Source organism: Paracoccus sp. (in: a-proteobacteria), from assembly GCF_030538755.1.
GTDB lineage: Bacteria > Pseudomonadota > Alphaproteobacteria > Rhodobacterales > Rhodobacteraceae > Paracoccus.
On the sequence record NZ_JAUNTJ010000002.1, the window covers coordinates 57672 to 76656 of the forward strand.

Genomic DNA, 18985 nt, shown 5'->3' on the forward strand with positions numbered 1-18985 from the left:
CGATGGAGGACCGGATCGCCGCATTGCGGGCGCGCGTCGCCCTGCTGTCGCCGTCTGAACTGGCGGTGTTCCGGGTCAAGGTGACGGCGGCGGGCATCGACTGGGCGCGTGTGGCCCCGGCCCCGATCCCGGCGGCGGCGCGGCCCGACCTGCTGCCGCTGTCGCCAGCCCAGATGCAGTTCTGGCTGGGCCAGCAGGTTCATCCCGACAGCGCGGCATTTTCCATCGCCTTTGCGTGGGACATATCGGGGCCGCTGGATGTCGCGGCGCTGGAACGCGCGCTGGCATGGCTGGTGGCGCGGCATGAACCGCTGCGCACCAGATTTCCTGTCCGCGACGGTCAGCCCGGCCAGCGGATAGGCCCGGCCGATTTCGTGCTGACCCGGACCGGGGCCACGGCCCAGGCCGATGCCGATTTCGCGGCACGTCCTTTCGATCTGCCGCGCGGGCCGCTGTTTCGTGCGCATCTGCTGGGGGTGGCACCGGATCGTCACCGGCTGTTGCTGAGCTTTCACCACATCATCGCCGATGGTTGGTCGCGCGGTGTCTTTTTGCGGGAACTGGCGCAGGCTTACCGGGCATTTCATGCGGGCCGTGCGCCGGACATGCCCGACCTGCCGCGCCAGTTTGCCGACCTGATGCTGGACCAGCAGGCGTGGCTGGACGGACCCGAGGCCGCCGCCCAGGCCGAGTTCTGGCGGGCCGAGCTTGCGGCCCTTGCGCCGCAGGAGCTGCCTGCAAGCGCCGTTCCTGCCGATCATGCTGCGGATACCTTGTCGCACCGGATCGACCCGGCCCTGTCGGCCTGCATCGCGCCGGCGGCGGCGGCCATGGGCGTGACGCCGTTTGTCCTGCTGCTGGCCGTGTTCCATCTGTTGCAGCATCGCATGACCGGATCGGATGACGTGGCTGTCGGCACGCCAGTCGCGGGGCGCGACGCGGCCAGTGCTGAACTGATCGGGCTGTTCGTCAACACGCTGGTGCTGCGCGGCAGGCCGCGCGCCGGGACCAGTTTCCGCGACTGGCTGGCTGAAACGCGCGCGACATTCGCCCGCGCTTTCGACCATCACGCGCTGCCCTTTGCCCGCGTGGTCGATGCGGTGGGCGCCGCCCGCCGTGCCGGCCAGACGCCGCTGTTTCAGGTGCTGTTTCAGGTCCAGACCGGCTATTCCGCGCAAAATGCCGACACCCTCGCGCTGGGCGACGGGCTGAGCGTGCGGCAATCGCTGCTGCCGCTGCCGCAGGCGAAATTCGATCTGTCCTGGCATATGATCGAACAGGATGGCAGGTTTTCGATTATCGCCGAATACCGGCGCGGGCTGTTCGATGCCCGGCTGATCCGCCAGATGATCGCCAGTTTCGAAACGCTGCTGGCTGCGGCGCTGGATTGCCCCGATGCGGCAATCGAAGGGCTGGAGCTTTCGCCGCCCGCGATCCTGCGCGGCCCGGATGCGCCGATCCCGGATCTGCTGACGCTGCTGGACGATGCCGCGGGCCGCGCCACCGTGATCGCCCCCGACGGTGCGGCGACCCACGGCCCTGACCTTTGGGCGCAGGCCGAGGCGCTGGCCCGGTACCTGCGCCGGTTGCCCGAACTGGCGCAGGGACAGCCGCTGGCCATCTGCCTGCCGCGCGGCACGCAACTGATCGTGGCGCTGCTGGCGGCGCTGCGGGCGGGGGTGCCCTATGTTCCGCTGGACCCTTCGCATCCCGCCGAACGCCGCGCGATGATCCTGACGGATGCGGGCGCGGGGCTGGTGCTGGACGATGCCACGCTGGCGCGGATCACGGATGGCTTGCCGCCCGATCTGCCGCTGCCCGATCTGCCGCCCCCCGACCCGGACCGCATCGCCTATGTCATCTTTACCAGCGGCAGCACGGGCCGCCCCAAGGGCGTGCCGGTCACGCATCGGGCGCTGTCGAACCTGATCGCCTCGATGGCCCGCCAGCCGGGGATGGCGCCGGGCGACCGGATGCTGGCGCTGACCACCATCGCCTTTGACATCGCCGCGCTTGAGATCTTGCTGCCGCTTGCGACGGGTGCCACGCTGGTTCTGGGCGACGCCACGCTGGCCGCCGAGCCTGACCGGCTGGCGGCAACCATCGTCCGCCAGCGGATCACCCATCTGCAAGCCACACCTGCGACATGGCGTCTGCTGTCGGATCATGGATTGCCGGGCGGATTGACCGCGCTGTGCGGGGGCGAGGCGCTGCCCCGCGACCTTGGGCAGGCGCTGCTTGCGGGCACCAGCGCGCTGTGGAACATGTATGGCCCGACCGAGACGACGATCTGGTCGGCGGCGCGGCGGATCACGGCTGATGATCTGACCGGCCCCCAAGCCCGGATCGGCGGCCCGGTCGCGAACACGGCGCTGGCGGTGCTGGACCGATACCGCCGCCCGCTGCCCCCGCTTGTCCCCGGAGAGCTGGCGATCACGGGCGCGGGCCTGTCGCCCGGCTATTGGCAGCGCCCCGACCTGACGGCGGATCGTTTCGTGGACGGGTTCTATCTGACCGGCGACCGGGTGCGGATGGATCAGGATGGCGGGCTGACCTTTCTTGGCCGTCTGGACCATCAGATCAAGCTGAACGGCTATCGGGTCGAACCGGGCGAGGTCGAGGCCGCCCTGCGCGCTCAGCCCGGCATTACGGCCGCCGTCGTCATGGCCGAGGGCGCGCGGCTGGTCGCCTGGTGCGCCGGGGCGGGCGATCCCGATGCGTTGCGCGCGGGGCTGGCGCGGCATCTGCCCGCCTATATGATCCCCGCTGTGGTCACGATCATGGACCGCCTGCCGCTGAATCCGAACGGCAAGATCGACCGCAACGCGCTGCCACGCGCCGATCGCAAGGCTGCCCCAAGGGTGCCCGAAACGGATGCCGAACGCAGGCTGCTGGCGATCTGGTCGCAGGTGCTGGGCCGGGACGGGATCGGCGTGGACGACAATTTCTTTGCGGTGGGCGGGGCCTCGGTCAGTGCGATGCAGATCGCCTCGCGCGCCCGTGCGCAGGGGCTGGTGCTGACGCCCGCGCAGATGTTCGAGCACCAGACCGTTGCCACGCAGGCCGCCCATGCGGCCACGGCACAGGTGCTGCCGCTCAGCCCGTGGCAGGCGGCGGCGCTGACCGATCCCGGCCCGTGGCATCGGGTGGAACGCCCGATGCCGCAGGGTGTGGACCTGATCCCCGAGGCCCTGCGCGCCGCGCATCCGGTGCTGTGCTTGGGGCTGACCGACGCCGGATGGCAGACCCATGCGCATTCTGATCTGTGGACGGCGCAGGTCCGCGACGGCAGGCTGATCGTCACGGCGCATCCGCTGCTGCTGAATGCGGCGTCGGTCAATCGCCTTGCGGATCTGATCGTTACGGGGGCCGCGTCGGACGCAGCCGATGACAGCTACCTGCGCTGGCTTGCCGCGCCGGCGGCACCCGCACCCGAGCTGCTGCCCTTGGCGGCAGAGACGGCGGACTCCGCCGAACTGACCCGCCCGTTGCCGCAGGTTTCATCCGATGCGCTGGCCCGCGCGCTGTCGCGGGTGCTGGCGGATTGGGCGGGTGCGCCGGTGACGCTGGCGGTCGCGGATGATGCGCCGCTGACCGGGCTGGGCCAGACCGCGCGCGTGATGCCATGGGGCAGCCGCGATCCGCGCGGCATCGACCCGCGCGCCCTGTCGCCGGGCATCGCGCGGCTGACATGGGATGCGCCCGCGTCGGATGCCGTGCTGCATGTCAACGTCAACGTCGGCGACATGCGGATCACATGGCACAGCCACGGGCTGCGGGCCGATACGCTGGCCCGTCTGGCCGCGCGGCTGGACGGCGAACTGGCCGCCCCCGCGCCGCGCCAGCCCGTCACGAACAAACTGGACCGGCTGCGCGCCGCCCTGACACAGGCCCAGGGATGACCCGGAGATGACCTTGCCCCACGACATCACCGACGTCTTTGAAATGACGCCCGCGCAGGCGGGAATGCTGTTCCAGACGCTCTATGCGCCAGGGCAGGGGGTCTATGTCCAGCAATACTGGGGCCGGTTGCAGGGCGCGCTGGACCCGGACGCCTTTCGCGCGGCATGGCAGGCGGTGATCGACCGCCACGACATCCTGCGGGGGCAGGCGCATTGGCAGGATCTGGACCGCCCTGCCTTTGCCATCCACAGCCGCGCGGTGGCGGAATGGCAGATGCTGGATTGTGCCGAGGGCGATCTGGACGCATGGCTGGCCGCCGACCGGGCGCGCGGCTTTGCGATGGACGCGCTGCCGCTGATGCGGTTCGCGTTGCTGCGCACCGCCCCCGACGCCCATGTCTTTGTCTGGAGCTTTCACCACATTCTGCTGGACGGCTGGTGCGGCGCCCTGCTTGTGCGCGAGGTTCTGGACCTCTACGCCGGTGCCCGGCCCGGCCCGCGTCCCCGCCCGTTCCGCGACTTCGCCGACTGGCACGCCGCGCAGGATGCCGAGGCAGCCCGCGCGCATTGGGCCAGCACACTGGCCGGGATCGAGGGCGCGACGCCGCTGGGCATCGACCGCACAGATGCCGGACAGCACGGTTCGGCCGATTACCGCCAGACGCTGGACCCGGCCCTTGCCGCCCGCATCACAGGTTTTGCGCAGGCGCACCGGCTGACGCTGGCTGCGCTGATGCAGGGGGCGTGGGCGCTGGTGCTGTCGCGCTATGCCGGGCAGAGCGATGTGACCTTTGGCACGGTGCTGTCGGGCCGGCCGGCCGACCTGCCGGGGGTCGAAGAGATGGTCGGCCTGTTTCTTCAGACCGTGCCCCTGCGTGTCAGCGCGCCCGATGATGCGCAACCCGCCGACTGGCTGGCCGCGTTGCAGGCGGGCCATCCGCTGCGCGAGGCGCATGGCCATATCGGCCTGTCCGCGATCCGCGCTGCGGCGGGGCTGCCCGCTTCGGCGCCGCTGATCGACAGCCTTGTGATCGTGGAAACCTATCCCGAAAGCATCGAAATGGCCGTCGCAAGGGGTGGGGCCAGCCTGCGCCTGACAGCGACGGGAATGCGTGAACAAACCGACTTTGCGCTGGTGATAAAGCTGCTGCCCGGCGATCCGCTGACGCTGTGCCTGACCGCGGACACCGCCCGCATCCCCGCCGCCGCGCTGCCGCGTCTTGCAGGGCATCTGACACAGGTGATGGAGGGGCTGACACGCGCGACAACTCTGGCCGGGATCGACCTGCTGACCAAGGCAGAGCGCGCCGGGCTGGTGCGGGTCGGACAGGGCATGGATCTGCCCGCCGCGCCATCGACGCTGGCGCAGATACTTGCCATCGCCGCCGCGCATCCGGCGCGGATCGCGCTTGAAACCCCTGATGGGGCGCGGCTGACCTATGCCGGTCTGGTGGCGCGGTCGGGGCAGATCGCGGCTTCGTTGCAGGATCTGGGCATCGGGCCGGGCGATATCGTCGCCGTCTGTCAGGACCGCACGCCCGACCTGCTGGCCAGCCTGATCGCGGTCTGGCGCTGCGGCGCGACCTGGCTGCCGCTGGACCCCGCATATCCGGCCGAGCGGATCGCCTATATCCTGCGGGACGCGCAGGCGGTGCTGGCGCTGGCCGATGCGGCGGGGCAGGCAACGCTGGCGGCGCTGGACGACATCGGCATCCTGCCGGTCGAGGATTGCGCGGGTGCGTCGCCGCTGCCCGATCAGGTGGCACCCGGCGATCTGGCCTATATCCTCTATACCAGCGGCAGCACGGGTCGGCCCAAGGGCGTGCCGATCCCGCATTCGGCGCTGACGAATTTTCTGGAATCCATGTGCGTGGAACCCGGCCTGACCGCCGATGACCGGCTGCTGGCGCTGACCACGGTGGGCTTTGACATTGCCGGGCTGGAACTGTTCGGACCGCTGATCCGGGGGGGCACCGTGGTGCTGGCCCCCACCGGCGCGGCGCTGGACGGGGCGGGGCTGGCGCGAATGATCGCGGATCACGACATCACGATCATGCAGGCCACGCCCGCAGGCTGGCGGGTCTTGCGCGACAGCGGCTGGCAGGGTGCGCCCGGTTTGCGGATGATCTCGGGGGGCGAGGCGCTGGACAGCGCCCTTGCGCGCGATCTGATCGGGTTGGGCGGGGTGCTGTGGAACCTCTATGGTCCGACGGAAACGACGATCTGGTCCGCTGCGCTGCGGGTCGAGGCCCGGCATCTGGCCGCGCCGAAAGTGCCCGTGGGCGGCCCCATTGCCCGCACAGTGCTGTCGTTGCGCGACGGGCAGGGGCGGCGCGTTCCCATGGGCGTGCCGGGCGAATTGTGGATCGGCGGCGACGGGCTTTCGCCCGGCTATCTGCACCGCCCCGACCTGACCGCAGACCGTTTCGTAACCCGGCAGGATGCGCGCCATTACCGCACCGGCGACCGGATGCGGCTGGCGGATGACGGGACGCTTGAATTCATGGGCCGCTTTGACGATCAGGTCAAACTGCGCGGCTACAGGATCGAACTGGGCGAGGTCGAGCGCCAGATCGAGACCCATCCCGCCATCGCGCAGGCCGTCGCGATGGTCCGGGGCGAGGGGAATACCGCCCGGCTGACGGGCTATCTGCGCAGCGACGATGCGCCGACGCCCGCCGCGCTGCGGGCGCATCTGGCGGTAACGCTGCCCGCCTACATGATCCCTTCGGCCTGGGTGGTGCTGGATCGGTTCCCGCTGACGCCCAACGGCAAGATCGACCGCAAGGCGCTGCCCTCACCGGATGCCTTGCCGGACGCCGGGCCGCGCCCTGTCGCCGCGTCGGGGGGCGCACGCGATCAGGTGATCGCGGCGATCTGGGCCGAGGTGCTGGCGGTGCCTCATGTCGCCCCCGAGGATGATTTCTTCGCGCTTGGCGGCGATTCGATTGCGGCGATGCGTGTGATTGGCGATATCCGCCGCCATCTGGGCGTCGATCTGGCCCTGCGCGATCTGTTTCAGACGCCGGTGCTGGCGCGGTTCTGCGCGGGGATCGCGGGCGGAGGACAGGCCTTGCCGCCGGTGATGCCGGGGGCCTTGCCGGTGCTGTCGGCGGCCCAGCATCGGCAATGGCTGCTGGCGCGGCTGGACCCGGCATCCACCGATTACCACCTGCCGCTTGCCCTCCGGCTGACCGGCCCGCTGGATGCTGCGCGCCTGCACGGGGCACTGATCCGCATGACCGTCCGCCATGCGGTGCTGCGCTGCCTGTTTCCCGCCGATCAGGGGGTGGCGCGGGTGCGGGTGCTGGACGATTTCATCCCCGACCTGCCCATCACAGAGGCCCGCGACCTTGACACGCTGCGCCGGGCCGAGGCGGCGACGCCCTTTGACCTGTCCGCTGCGCCGCCGTGGCGCGCGCATCTGGTGCGGCAGGCGGCGGACGATCACGTTCTGCTGCTGACGCTGCATCATATTCTGGCCGATGAATGGTCCTTTGGCGTGATCCTGAACGAATTGGCGCAGGGATATGCCGGGACCGAGGCACCGCCCCCCGCAGTCCAATACACCGACTTTGCCGCATGGCAGCGGGCTTTGCCGGTGGCGGAGGCGCGCGATTTCTGGCGTCGGCGGCTGACCGGCGCACCCGCCGTGACGGCCCTTCCCGCCGACCGCCCGCGCCCTGCGCGCCGCGACGGGCAGGCGGCGCGTGCGTCGTTCCACGTCGGTGCCGCCACCACGCAGGCGCTGGAGCGGCTGGCGAGGGCGAACGGGGCCACGCTGTTCATCGTGCTGCTGTCGGCCTATGCGCTGTTCCTGTCACGCCACACCGGCCAGCGCGATCTGCTGATCGGCACGCCGGTCAGTAACCGTCGCCTGCCCGAACTGCATGATCTGATCGGGCTGTTCGTCAACACGCTGGTCCTGCGGGCTGATACCAATGCCGCCGATTTTCCCGAACTGCTGGCACGGATGCGCGATATGGTGCTGTCAGCCCATGCCAATCAGGATCTGCCGTTCGAACAACTGATCGAACTGATGCAGCCGCCCCGCAGCGAAAGCCACGCGCCGCTGGTGCAGACGATGTTTTCAATGGCCGATGCCCCGCGTGCGGGCGATCTGGGTGGCGGCCTGTGCTGGCAGGCGCTGCCCGGCGGCGCGCAGGGACGCGCGCGCTTTGACCTGTCGCTGGAGATCTGGCGCGACGACGGTGGCCTTGGCGGGCATTTCGACCACGCCACCGACATGATCGGCACAGAGACCGGCGCGGCGCTGGCCCGGCGCTTTGCGGCGTGGCTGGACCGAATTGCGCAATCGCCGGACATGCCTCTGGCGGACCTTCCGCTGCTGACGGCGGCGGAACGCGCGCAGGTGCTGACCGAGATGGATCACGCCGCGCCATCGGCGCATCTGGTGGCGGGGCCGACCACCGCCGACTGGCACGATCCGGCAGAGATGCCACATGCCTTCATCCGTGATGCGGATGATCGCCTGCGGCCCGCGCCGGGGGTCAGGGCGCTGATCGTCGATGCCGGCGGGGTGCTGCTGCCACCGGGCTGCATCGGAGAGCTGGCGCTTGCCGGGGCGGGGCTTGCGCGCGGCTATGCGGGTGATCCGGCGGCGACGGCAGCGGCCTTTCGGCCCAACCCGAATGTCGATCCGCGCGGGTTCCATCCCGCCGATGCCTGTCTGTTCCATACCGGACAGGCGGCGCGGCTGGACCGTGACGGGCGGATCACGCTGGTTGAGGGGGCGCCCGATCCGGCACGGCTGCATCCTGCGGAAACCGTCGCCTGTGCCGCCAGCGGCACCCCGCCGCAGACCGATGCCGAAACCGTGCTGGCGGCGATCTGGGCGGCGGTGCTGGGGGTTCCCGCGCCGGGCCGCGATCAGGGCTTTTTCGATCTGGGCGGCGATTCCGTGCAGGCGGTGCAGGTCGCGGCCCGCGCCACAGAGGCCGGGCTGAGCCTTGATCCGCGCGATCTGTTCCGCCACCCGACCATTGCGGAACTGGCTGCCGTCGCGCGCCCCACAGCGCCCGAAGCCCACAGCCTGCCGGATCTGGATATCGACCCCCAGTCCATCGGCGCGCTGGTCAGCTTTGGCGACGAATGACGACGCTGCAAGGTCGGACGCTGTTCCAGCTCAGCTATCCGCTATTCCTGCAATCGCTGGTCATGTTCGGGGTGATGATCCTCGACATGATGATCTTCAGCGCCCATGGCCCGCAAACTGCCGCCGCCCTCAGCGTGGCGGGGCAGGTGCTGCGGGTGATGGTCGAGTTGTCCGCCGTCATGGGTATCGGTGCCGTCGTCACCATCGCGCGGCAACTGGGCCGGGGCAGGGTGCGTGCGGCACGGCTGACGGCCTCGGTGGCCTGTGTGGCGAATGGCGTGGCGGGGCTGGTCATGGGCGCGGCGCTGGCCATTGGCGGGCCGCTGATCCTGCGGCTGATGGCGCTGGAGCCTGGCCTGCGCGCGGATGCGAGCGATTATCTGCATCTGGCAGGGGCGGCGATGGCGTTCCTGTGCTTTGGCACCACGGCGATTGCCTGCCTGCGCGGCTTTGGGCACAGCAGGGTGGTGATGGTGCTGGGTATCCTTGGCGCGGTGTTCTATCTGACGCTGGAATATCTGCTGGTGCTGCGCGCGGATCTGGGCGCGCGGGGGGCGGGGCTTGCCAATCTGGCGCTGCGGGCGGGGGTGGCGCTGGTGCTGGCCGCCGTTACCCTGCGGATGCTGCGGCTGGACCTGCGTCCGCGCGTCATCCGGGGCCGCTGGCCCGCGATCCGCCGGATGGCCGCCATCGCGCTGCCTGGCGTGTCGGATTTCATCGCCTATGGCTTTTACCAGATCATCCTGGTGGCGGTGATCGCCACGCAGGGCGAGGTTGCCGTCCTGTCCCGTGCGTATGTCATGATCGCGATGTCTTTCCTGACGCTGGTCATCATGGCCATCGTGCAAGGGTCCGAGGTGTTGATCGGCTTTCGTCAGGGCAGCGGCCAGACCGACAGCGCATGGCGGCAGGCGGTCGAGGCGGCGCTGATCGCCTCGGCCCTGTCGATGGGCTGCGCGGTGCTGATCTGGGCGGGGTCGGGCGCGTTCGTTGATCTGTTCACGCCAGATCCCGCCGTCCATGACCTGTCGCGCCGGCTGCTGTGGCTGACGATCTGGCTGCAACCCTGCTTTGCGGTGAACATGGTGCTGTTTCACGCCCTGCGCGCGGTCGCGGACGTGCGCTGGCCGGTACTGGTCAGTCAGGCCCTGACATGGGGGCTGGGCCTGCCGCTGGCGTGGATTTTCTGTGTGCAGATGGATGGCGGCGCGGCGGGTGTCTGGTATGCCTTCATCATCGAGGAACTGGCAAAGGCAACCGCAATGGCATGGCGATGGAACGCTCGACGCAGCTTGCCGCCCCGGCCCGCCGGATGATCGGGGCGCTGTCGGACCGGGCATTGCTGGATGCGCCGGGCGTGGTCTGGCGATCAGGCCTGCTGCATGTGACCGATGCCTGCCGCCTGTCACAAGAGACAGCGCAAGGCCCGGTCGTGGTCGATCTGCCGGATGACATGCAGCGCGCGATCCCGAAACGGCGCAGCGAATATCTGGCCGGACGCGCCTGTGCCGTGCTGGCGCTGCGCGCGCTGAACGCGCCCGAGGTCGTGGCCCGCAGCGGTCGGGCACCGGTCTGGCCCGCAGGAATTGCGGGGTCTATCACCCATACCGACCATCGCGTCGTCGCGGTGGCCGCGCGCGACATACGCGGCATCGGTGTCGATCTGGAACCGCTGATGTCGCCGCGAACCGTGGCCGAGGTCGGGCACCTGCTGCTGTCGCCCGCCGATCATGCGCAACGCCCCGCCGGGATGGATGTGGCCCGGTTCTGCACCCTGGTCTTTTCGGCCAAAGAGGCAACTTACAAGGCGCTGTCGCCGCAGCTTGCCGACATCCCCGATTTCCACGAGGCGCAGGTGGCGGCGCTGACGCCCCTGCACCTGACCATCGCCTTTCGCGGCTGGCGAATCCCTGTTCTGCATGGCGTTGACGATGGCGATTGCGTGACGCTCGCCTTGCTACCCAAAGGCGAAATGCCCGTATAAATGACGCATTTCTGCCACCTTCCCCGCCCGGTTTCACGGATTCGCCCCTATTCCCGACAAAAACACTTGATCGGCAATCATCCGCCGTCGTAAGCGATTCCCGAGGCAGCCAGTCTTTCGTTCATGTGCAGCCAGTCCTCGGTTGATTTTGTTCGGATCGGGGGACAGACATGCACAATTCATACCGCAAACGGCAGGCCCGCGTGGCCGCCCTGCTGATCGGCTCGGCCCTTGGGTCGGGGCTGATCGTTCACAGCGCCAGCGCACAAGACGCCGAGGTGAACGTCCTCGACGAAATCACGCTGTATGGCGACCGCACCACGACGAATATCGACGATTCAACCACCAGCGTGGCCGTGGTCGGGGCGCAGGAACTGGGCCAGCCGACGATCCAGACCTATAACGACGCCTATCACCGCATGGCCAATGTCGGCGCCGGTGACTGGACCGAAAGCGGCTTCATTCTGCGCGGCGTGAATTCCGAAGGGCTGACGCCGGGCGGGGTCGGCACGCCGCTGGCGTCCTTCTATATCGACGGCGTGCAGCAGACGGTCGAGGGCACCCGACGCGGCTTGCGCGGCACCTTCGATCTGGAACAGATCGAGGTCTATCGCGGCCCGCAATCGACCCTGACCGGGCGTTCGGCACTGGCCGGTGCGATCTATCTGCGCACCAAAGACCCGGAATTCGCGCGGTCGGGCGCGGCGCAGCTGACCTATGGATCGGACAATCACAAACAGGTCGGGCTGGCCTTTGGCAATGCGCTTGGCGACCGGCTGGCCTATCGGATCAGCGGCGAATATTCGGAAAAAGACAGCGATCTGAACTATCCGTCCTATCGGGGCTATGATCGTTATGACGATTACGTCAAGGACGACTACTGGGCGCTTCGCGGCAAGCTGCTGTGGCTGCCGACCGAAGACGACGCGACGCGCGTGGTCTTCAGCTATGCCCGGACTTTTGACGGCCCGACGCAGAACGACATCTATGGCCCGCTGTGGTCGTCAAACGGCCCGTCCTTTGGCGAAAGGCGCGGAGATGGCTGGGGCAGCATCCTGCCCGATCAATATGCCGGCCTTGGCCTGACCGCGCTGCCGGCTTTTCAGGATGTCCGCGAAACCTATGTCGATAACTTTGGCATCGAGGTGACGCATGACATCAACGATTTCCTGAGCCTGACCGCACAGACCGGCTATACGAACTCTTTGACGGAACGCCATTCGATCAATGAAGGCACGGCGGGCGAGTTTCTGGTCGTCGATGGTGCCTTCAAGCAGCGGCTGGTCAGTCAGGAAATCCGCCTGAACTATGACAACGGCCCGCTGCGTTGGGTCGCCGGAGCCTATGCCGCCAAGGAAAAGCAGGATTCGTTCCGCGATCAGACGCTGCTGAACTTTGACCAGACGCGCAACAGCGCAGACATCACCAACTATGCGCTGTTCGGCGAGGCGAACTACGAATTCTCGCCCGGCTGGCGGGCGATCATCGGCGGGCGTCTGGACCGCATATCGCAGGATCAGACCGCGTTTGCCAGCCGCGACGGTGTTGTCACCTCGAACACCTCGACCAATTACAGCGACACCACGTTCATCCCCAAGCTGGGCGTTCAATACGAATTCGACACGAACCAGTCCTTGTCGCTGGTCTATCAGGAAGGGTATCGCCCCGGCGGGTCGGGCATCTACACGTTTGACGGCACGCAATATTCCTATGATGCCGAAAGCACCCAGAACCTTGAACTGGCATGGCGAGGACGTTTCATGGACGACCGTTTGCGCGTGTCGGCCAACCTGTTCTACCAGAAATGGAACGATCAGCAGGTCGAACTGCACCGCGATCCGCTGGACCCCCGCACTGCCTATATCACCAACGCGGGCAAATCCGAATCCTATGGCGCCGAGGTCGAGCTGGCCTATGAAGCCACCGACATGCTGAACCTGACGGCTTCCATCGGGGTGCTGCATACCGAGTTCAAGGATTTCCAGACGGCATCGGCCGACTTTACGGGGCTGCCCTTCGCCGGTGCGCCGGAACGCTCGCTGTCGGTGGGCTTTGCCTGGGGCGCCGATCAGGGCTGGTTCGCCAATGGCAACCTGCGCTTGCAAAGCAGCATGTTGTCGCGGCTGGAAAGCAACACGCCGCTGGAACTGGGCGGGTTCGGCATCGTCGATATGGCGGTGGGTTACGCTTTTGGCGATGCGCGCGTTACGGCCTATGCCACCAATCTTTTTGACCGCGAGTATCTGACCTATGCCTATGGTCCGGGCGCGATGGCGACGCTGGGCGATCGCCGCGAAGTGGGTCTGCGGCTGGATTACCGGTTCTGACTTGCAGCCTGGGCCGATGACATCGACGCCTCGCATGACCTGCGGGGCGTCCTTCCGTTCCATAATCCGCTATCAGGCACCGGCCGCATTGATCTTCAAAGCCAGAACAAGACGGTTGCTGCGAGGGTAAACCCGGGACGCTTCAAAGACCCCATGTCACCCCACCGCTTCCATCGGTTGTAGAGGGTCTTCGGAGGTCCGTACTCACGCAGGGCGCATCGTACCACCGCAACCCATTGCGATTGATGAAGATTATGCCGCTCAATACCCGCCGGTCATCGACCCGCGGCTTGCCCGTTCGTCAGGAAAACGATCCACTGGATCGTTTTCTGATCTTCCTCACCTTCGGAAAGAACGGTTTCAATCGCTCCATTTGCGCGTCGGTCAGCCAGAAAAGGTTACTCATCATCACCCCCGTTAGTGCAGGAGCTTGAATCAGGCAGACCGGGCAGCCTCAAGCCGATTAATGGGTTCTGAGCCTAAACGCCCTATCGGCCCATTGCATAGGCCTGCCCTTGCCGGTCGGTGGCCGCTGCTGACAACAGCCCGTCAGGGTCGCGGCGGGCGGCGGTCAGGCGGGCGGCGCTTTGGGCCGGGATCAGGTTCAGGTCATGGCCGCGCTGGCGCAGGGACTTGATCGTGGCGGCGGGCATATCGGATTCGATCGCGATCTGGCCCGGCTGGCGGGTGCGCGGATAAAAGGACGACGGGATATGCGTCGTATGAATCACCGGCGCGTCAATCGCGCTTTGCAGGTCCATGCCGAACACCGCGTGACGCAGAAAGAACTGCAATTGCCACTGGTCCTGCTGGTCGCCGCCCGGCGTGCCAAAGGCCAGCCGCGACCCGTCCGGCCCCACAGCGAAACCGGGTGTCAGCGTGGTGCGCGGGCGACGGCCGGGTGCCAGCGAGGTGGGCGCGCCTTCCGTCAGCCAGAACATCTGCGCACGGCTGTTCAGGCAAAAGCCAAGACCGGGGATCACCGGCGAGCTTTGCAGCCAGCCACCCGAAGGCGTTGCCGAAACCACATTGCCCCAGCGGTCGATGACATCCAGATGCACCGTATCCCCGCGCGGCGCATCCCCCAGATGCGCCATCGTGGGTTCATAGACCGCACCTTCCGGCCGTGACAGGCGATCCAGCAGCGCGCGCATATGCGTCACCTGCGCCTCAAACCCTGGCACCACACCGGGGCGCAGGTCGTAACTGGCGCGTTCCTCGATCTGGGTGCGGCGGGCGCGGTTGTAATCGGCTGACAGCAGCGCGGCCACCGGAATATCGCTGAAATCCGGGTCGCCGTAATAGGTTTCGCGGTCGGCAAAGGCCAGTTTCATCGCCTCGGCCAGCAGATGCAGGTAATCGGGGCCAAGCGGGTCCATCGCGGCCAGATCATCGCCGGCCATCAGTGCCAGTGTTTGCAAGAACGCAGGCCCTTGTGTCCACGGGCCTGCCTTGGCGATCTGCCAGCCGTGGAAATCCAGCGTCAGCGGCGCTTCCCATGTTGCGGCGTAACCGGCCATATCCGCGCCGGTCAGCACACCGGCATGGGCCGCACCGGATTCGTCCATGAAGGGTTGCTGGCAAAAGCGGTCGATCTGTTCCGCCACAAAGCCGCGATAGAAAGCGTCGCGCGCCGCATTGATCCGGGCTTCGCGGTTCTGGCCCCGCGCCTCGGTCAGCAGCCGCCGCCATGTCGCGGCCAGCGTGGGGTTGCGGAAATTGCGGCCACCCTGCGGCGCTTGGCCATCCGGCAGCCATGTCGCGGCAGACCCCGGCCAATGCGCACGAAAGAAATCGGCCAGCCCGGCAATCGCTGCGGCGGCGCGGGGCAGGATCGGATGGCCATGTTCCGCATAATGGATCGCCGGTTCCAGCACATCGGCCAGCTCCATCGTGCCGTAATCGCGCAGCATGGTCATCCAGCCGTCGAATGCGCCGGGGATGACGGTGGCCAGCAGACCGTTGCCGGGGATCAGCTCCAGCCCCTGCGCCCGGTAATGCGCAAGGGTCGCACCGGCGGGCGCGGGGCCTTGGGCACACAGAACCCGCGTCTGCCCGTCCGTATGGATGATCGCAGGCAGATCGCCGCCGGGGCCGTTCAGATGCGGCTCGACCACCTGCAACACCAGCCCGGTGGCGACGGCGGCATCAAAAGCGTTGCCGCCCCGCTCTAACATGGCCATGCCCGCCGCCGAGCCAAGCCAGTGGGTGCTGGTCACAACCCCGAACGATCCCTGAATAACCGGCCGCATCGTCAGGCTCCTTTAATGTTCTCGCGGGTCCAGCGCGTCGCGCAGACCGTCGCCCATCAGGTTAAACCCCATCACCACGATAAAGATCGCGGTTCCGGGCCAGATCGCCATCCAGGGGGCCTGTTCCAGAAAGTTCTTGGCCGTCGCCAGCATCGTGCCCCAACTGGGCGCGGGCGGCTGTTGACCAAGGCCAAGAAACGACAGCGATGCCTCGGCGATGATGGCGCTGGCGATGGTCAGGGTCGATTGAACCACGATCGGCGGGATCACATTGGGCAGGATATAGCGGCCCATGATCCGCAGATGGCCCAGACCGATGGCGCGGGCGCCCTCGATATAATCTTCGGTCTTGACCGACAGCACCTGACCGCGCGTCAGGCGGATAAAGATCGGCACCGCTGACAGGCCGATGGCAATCATCGCATTCGTCAGCGACGGGCCAAGAAAGGCCGCCAGCGCGATGGCCATAATCAGGAACGGCATGGCCAGCAGCGCATCGGTCATCCGCGCGATGATCTGGTCGATCCAGCCGCCGAAATAGCCCGCGATCAGCCCCAGCGGCACCCCCACGGCCAGCGCGATCATGACCGAAATCACCCCCGCCATCAGCGAGGCGCGCGCGCCCCAGATCATCCGCGACAGGATGTCCCGGCCCAGCTCATCCGTGCCCAGCCAATGCGCCGGCGATGGCGGCTGGCGAATGGCGGTCCAGCTTGTCGCCGTCGGATCGGGCAGCGGCAGGATCGGGGCCAGAACCGCGACCAGCACGAAAAACAGAACCAGAAACCCGCCGACCAAAGCCGAGCGATTGGCCTTGAACTTGGTCCATGCGCGGTTCTTGCGGCGGGGCGCGATCCCGTCAGCGGCAGTTGTGGCAGCAGTCATAGGTTCGCCCTCATCCGCGGGTTCAGCACGACATACAGGACATCGGCCAACAGGTTTACCAGAATGAACATGGTCGCTGTGACCAGCACGACCCCCTGCACGACGGCGTAATCACGGGTGAACACCGCATCGACGACCATCTTGCCAAAGCCGGGGATGGTGAAGATCTGTTCGGTCAGCACCGCACCGGCCAGCAGCTCGCCAAACAGCAGCGCGGTCAGCGTTACCACCGGCAACAGCGCATTGCGAAAGGCGTGTTTGCGCACGACGACGCCTTCGCGCAACCCTTTGGCGCGGGCGGTGCGGACATAATCGGCCTGCAACACCCCCAGCATGGCCGAACGGGTATGCCGCATCAGCGTGCCCGCAATCGCGGTGCCCAGCACGACCGACGGCATCAGCATGGTCATGAAGCTGCGTTTCAGATCGACCCAAGGTTCGACATAGCCCGAGGCGGGCAGCCAGCCCAGATTGACCGCGAACAGCAGGATCATCATGATCCCCAGCCAGAAATTCGGCACCGACAGGCCCGACAGCGCAAAGATATTGGCGGCGTAATCGACCACGGTTCCCTTTTTCACCGCAGACAGAACCCCCATCGGAATCCCGACGATCAGCGCAAAGAACATCGACATGACCGCAAGCTGGATCGTGACCGGCAGCTTTTGCGCGATCAGTTCCGTGACCGGCAGGCCAGTGCGCAGCGAGGTGCCAAGATCGCCGCGCAGAACGTCAAACAGCCAATAGCCGTATTGAAAGATCAGCGGATCGTTCATGCGATATTGTTCGCGCAGCGCGGCGATGGTTTCGGGGTCGCGGTCTTCGCCCGCCAGCACCAGCAGCGGATCGCCGGGCAGCAGCTTGGTCAGCAGAAAGACGAAGACCGTCACCAGAAACAGCGTCGGAATCGCCACCAGCAGACGGTTCAGGATATAGCGCAACATTCGGTCGGCCTTTCGGGGGCAAGCCCCGCCCGGCTGGACGCCGGGCGGGAAAGGTGCAGATCAGCCGGTCACGCCGCGCAGGCGGATGATCCCGTCAGGATAAGGCACGAAACCTTCGATCCCCTGCCGCATCGTGTAGAAATACTTGATGTGATACAGATAGATCAGCGGCATCTCGTCCTTGAGGATCTCGCGGCTCTGGTCATACAGCTTTTTGCGCTCTGCGGGGTCGGCGATGGTGCGGGCCTCGGCCAGCAGGCGGTCAACCTCGGGGTTGGAATAATGTTCGTCATTATTCCCCGCGCCGGTAAAGACAAACGGATGGATGTTTGCATCCGGGTCGATCCGGCCCGACCAGCCCTGCTGCGAGATGTCAAAGTTACCAGCAACGTTTTCGGCCAGCAGGGTCGCAAACTCGGTCGGGCGCAGGGTGATGTCGATGCCGGCCTCGGCGGCCATGGCCTGAATGACGGCGCCCTGCTGCTGGGCCTGCGGCGCGTTGCCGGTCTGCATCTCGACGGCGATGCGGCCCTCGATCCCGGCTTCTTTCAGCAGTTCCTTGGCCTTTTCGACATCGCGCGGCGGAACCGGATCGCTTTCGTCATACCAGAACGATCCCGGCGCGGCCCATTGGTTACCCGGCACATACAGCCCCTCGAACACGACCTGATTCAGCGCCTCGCGGTCGATGGCGTGCGACAGCGCCTGACGGACCAGCTTGTTCGCCCCCATCGGCCCTTCTGCACGCGGCCCGTTGCCGACATTCACGGTGATGCCCTGATAGCCGATATTGGCAACCTCGAACAATTGCAGGCGCGTATCATTGCGGACCTGCGGCACATCGGTCGGCTGGGTGCGTTCGGAAATATCCAGATCACCGGCGCGGACATTGGCCAGACGCACGGTGCCATCGGGGATCGGCAGATAGATCACGCGGTCATAGTGATATTCGTCCGCTTCCCAGTAATCGGCGAATTTTTCCAGCACGATCCGGTTGCCCTCGACCCGCTCGACGAATTTATAGGGGCCGGTGCAGATCGGTTTCGCGCCAAAGCTGGCACCTGCGGCTTCGGCGGCGTCGGGCGAATACATCCGCCCCGCGTGATGGGCCAGCTGCGCCAGAACCGTGACATCGGCCGATTTCAGATGAACGGTCAGCTCATGTTCGCCCGTCGCCTCGACCGACCCGATCGAGGACAGTTCCGATTTGCGGCGCGATTCCTGCAAGTTCAGGTTCCGCTCCAGCACGCGCTTGGCGGACTCGGCGTTGAACGGGGTGCCGTCATGGTGGGTCACACCTTCGCGCAGGGTAAAGACCAGCGCCTTGCCATCCTCGGACCAGTTCCATGCCGTGGCCAGTTCGGGGATGATCTCCATGTCGGAATTGGTGTTTACCAGACGGTTGCACAGCGATTCATAAACCAGCGAGGACACAAAGGTCCGCGACTGTGCCGGGTCCAGCGAATCCGGGTCTTCGTTCAGGCCGATGCGCATATCGGCAGCAAAGGCCGGCGCGGCCAGTGCGCTGACCAGCAAAGCGGCCAGCAGAGGGTTGCGAAGGGTCATTTTGGTTCG

General features: G+C 66.8%; 9 protein-coding genes and 1 pseudogene. 5 read left to right on the forward strand and 5 right to left on the reverse strand.

What is annotated here, in order from left to right:
* The first annotated feature begins 2 nt into the window (after positions 1 to 2).
* The 5 genes from Q4G14_RS01440 (at position 3) to Q4G14_RS01460 (ending at position 13329) form a co-directional block, all read left to right on the forward strand.
* Positions 3 to 3902, forward strand: a complete 3900-nt coding sequence (locus tag Q4G14_RS01440) for an amino acid adenylation domain-containing protein (protein WP_303359941.1) — start codon at positions 3 to 5, stop codon at positions 3900 to 3902.
* A gap of 7 nt (positions 3903 to 3909) precedes the next feature.
* Positions 3910 to 9018 carry a non-ribosomal peptide synthetase gene (locus tag Q4G14_RS01445; protein WP_303359942.1) on the forward strand — a complete coding sequence of 1703 codons (5109 nt, stop codon included), beginning with the start codon at positions 3910 to 3912 and terminating at the stop codon, positions 9016 to 9018.
* The gene (locus Q4G14_RS01450; protein ID WP_303359943.1) at positions 9015 to 10334 is read left to right on the forward strand and encodes an MATE family efflux transporter; all 1320 of its coding nucleotides are present in this window, start codon (positions 9015 to 9017) and stop codon (positions 10332 to 10334) included. The genes Q4G14_RS01445 and Q4G14_RS01450 overlap by 4 nt, the downstream gene beginning before the upstream one ends.
* Positions 10292 to 11002, forward strand: coding sequence for a 4'-phosphopantetheinyl transferase (locus tag Q4G14_RS01455; RefSeq protein ID WP_303359944.1), 711 nt, complete (start codon positions 10292 to 10294; stop codon positions 11000 to 11002). Before Q4G14_RS01450 ends, Q4G14_RS01455 begins: the two co-directional genes overlap by 43 nt.
* 170 nt (positions 11003 to 11172) lie before the next feature.
* Complete coding sequence (locus Q4G14_RS01460) at positions 11173 to 13329, forward strand: TonB-dependent receptor (RefSeq protein ID WP_303359945.1); 2157 nt, start codon at positions 11173 to 11175, stop codon at positions 13327 to 13329.
* 149 nt (positions 13330 to 13478) lie between these two features.
* Here the strand turns inward: Q4G14_RS01460 and Q4G14_RS01465 are convergent.
* From Q4G14_RS01465 to Q4G14_RS01485, 5 genes and pseudogenes are all read right to left on the reverse strand, one after another.
* Positions 13479 to 13735: pseudogene (locus tag Q4G14_RS01465) on the reverse strand (transposase); the annotation flags it as partial.
* A gap of 82 nt (positions 13736 to 13817) precedes the next feature.
* On the reverse strand, positions 13818 to 15581 hold the full coding sequence (locus Q4G14_RS01470; RefSeq protein ID WP_303359946.1) for a gamma-glutamyltransferase family protein: 1764 nt from the start codon (positions 15579 to 15581) through the stop codon (positions 13818 to 13820).
* Positions 15582 to 15593: 12 nt separating this feature from the next.
* Positions 15594 to 16466, reverse strand: coding sequence for an ABC transporter permease (locus Q4G14_RS01475; RefSeq protein WP_303359947.1), 873 nt, complete (start codon positions 16464 to 16466; stop codon positions 15594 to 15596).
* Positions 16463 to 17410, reverse strand: coding sequence for an ABC transporter permease (locus Q4G14_RS01480; protein WP_303359948.1), 948 nt, complete (start codon positions 17408 to 17410; stop codon positions 16463 to 16465). Before Q4G14_RS01480 ends, Q4G14_RS01475 begins: the two co-directional genes overlap by 4 nt.
* Positions 17411 to 17470: 60 nt before the next feature.
* Entirely contained in the window at positions 17471 to 18976 is a 1506-nt protein-coding gene (locus tag Q4G14_RS01485) for an ABC transporter substrate-binding protein (protein WP_303359949.1), read from the reverse strand.
* Positions 18977 to 18985 lie beyond the last annotated feature (9 nt).

Excerpts from the sequence above, each read along its gene's own strand:
- Q4G14_RS01440 (WP_303359941.1), top strand. The coding sequence starts at position 3 with ATGGAGGACCGGATCGCCGCATTGCGGGCGCGCGTCGCCCTGCTGTCG.
- Q4G14_RS01445 (WP_303359942.1), top strand. The coding sequence starts at position 3,910 with ATGACCTTGCCCCACGACATCACCGACGTCTTTGAAATGACGCCCGCG.
- Q4G14_RS01450 (WP_303359943.1), top strand. The coding sequence starts at position 9,015 with ATGACGACGCTGCAAGGTCGGACGCTGTTCCAGCTCAGCTATCCGCTA.
- Q4G14_RS01455 (WP_303359944.1), top strand. The coding sequence starts at position 10,292 with ATGGAACGCTCGACGCAGCTTGCCGCCCCGGCCCGCCGGATGATCGGG.
- Q4G14_RS01460 (WP_303359945.1), top strand. The coding sequence starts at position 11,173 with ATGCACAATTCATACCGCAAACGGCAGGCCCGCGTGGCCGCCCTGCTG.
- Q4G14_RS01470 (WP_303359946.1), bottom strand. The coding sequence starts at position 15,581 with ATGCGGCCGGTTATTCAGGGATCGTTCGGGGTTGTGACCAGCACCCAC.
- Q4G14_RS01475 (WP_303359947.1), bottom strand. The coding sequence starts at position 16,466 with ATGACTGCTGCCACAACTGCCGCTGACGGGATCGCGCCCCGCCGCAAG.
- Q4G14_RS01480 (WP_303359948.1), bottom strand. The coding sequence starts at position 17,410 with ATGTTGCGCTATATCCTGAACCGTCTGCTGGTGGCGATTCCGACGCTG.
- Q4G14_RS01485 (WP_303359949.1), bottom strand. The coding sequence starts at position 18,976 with ATGACCCTTCGCAACCCTCTGCTGGCCGCTTTGCTGGTCAGCGCACTG.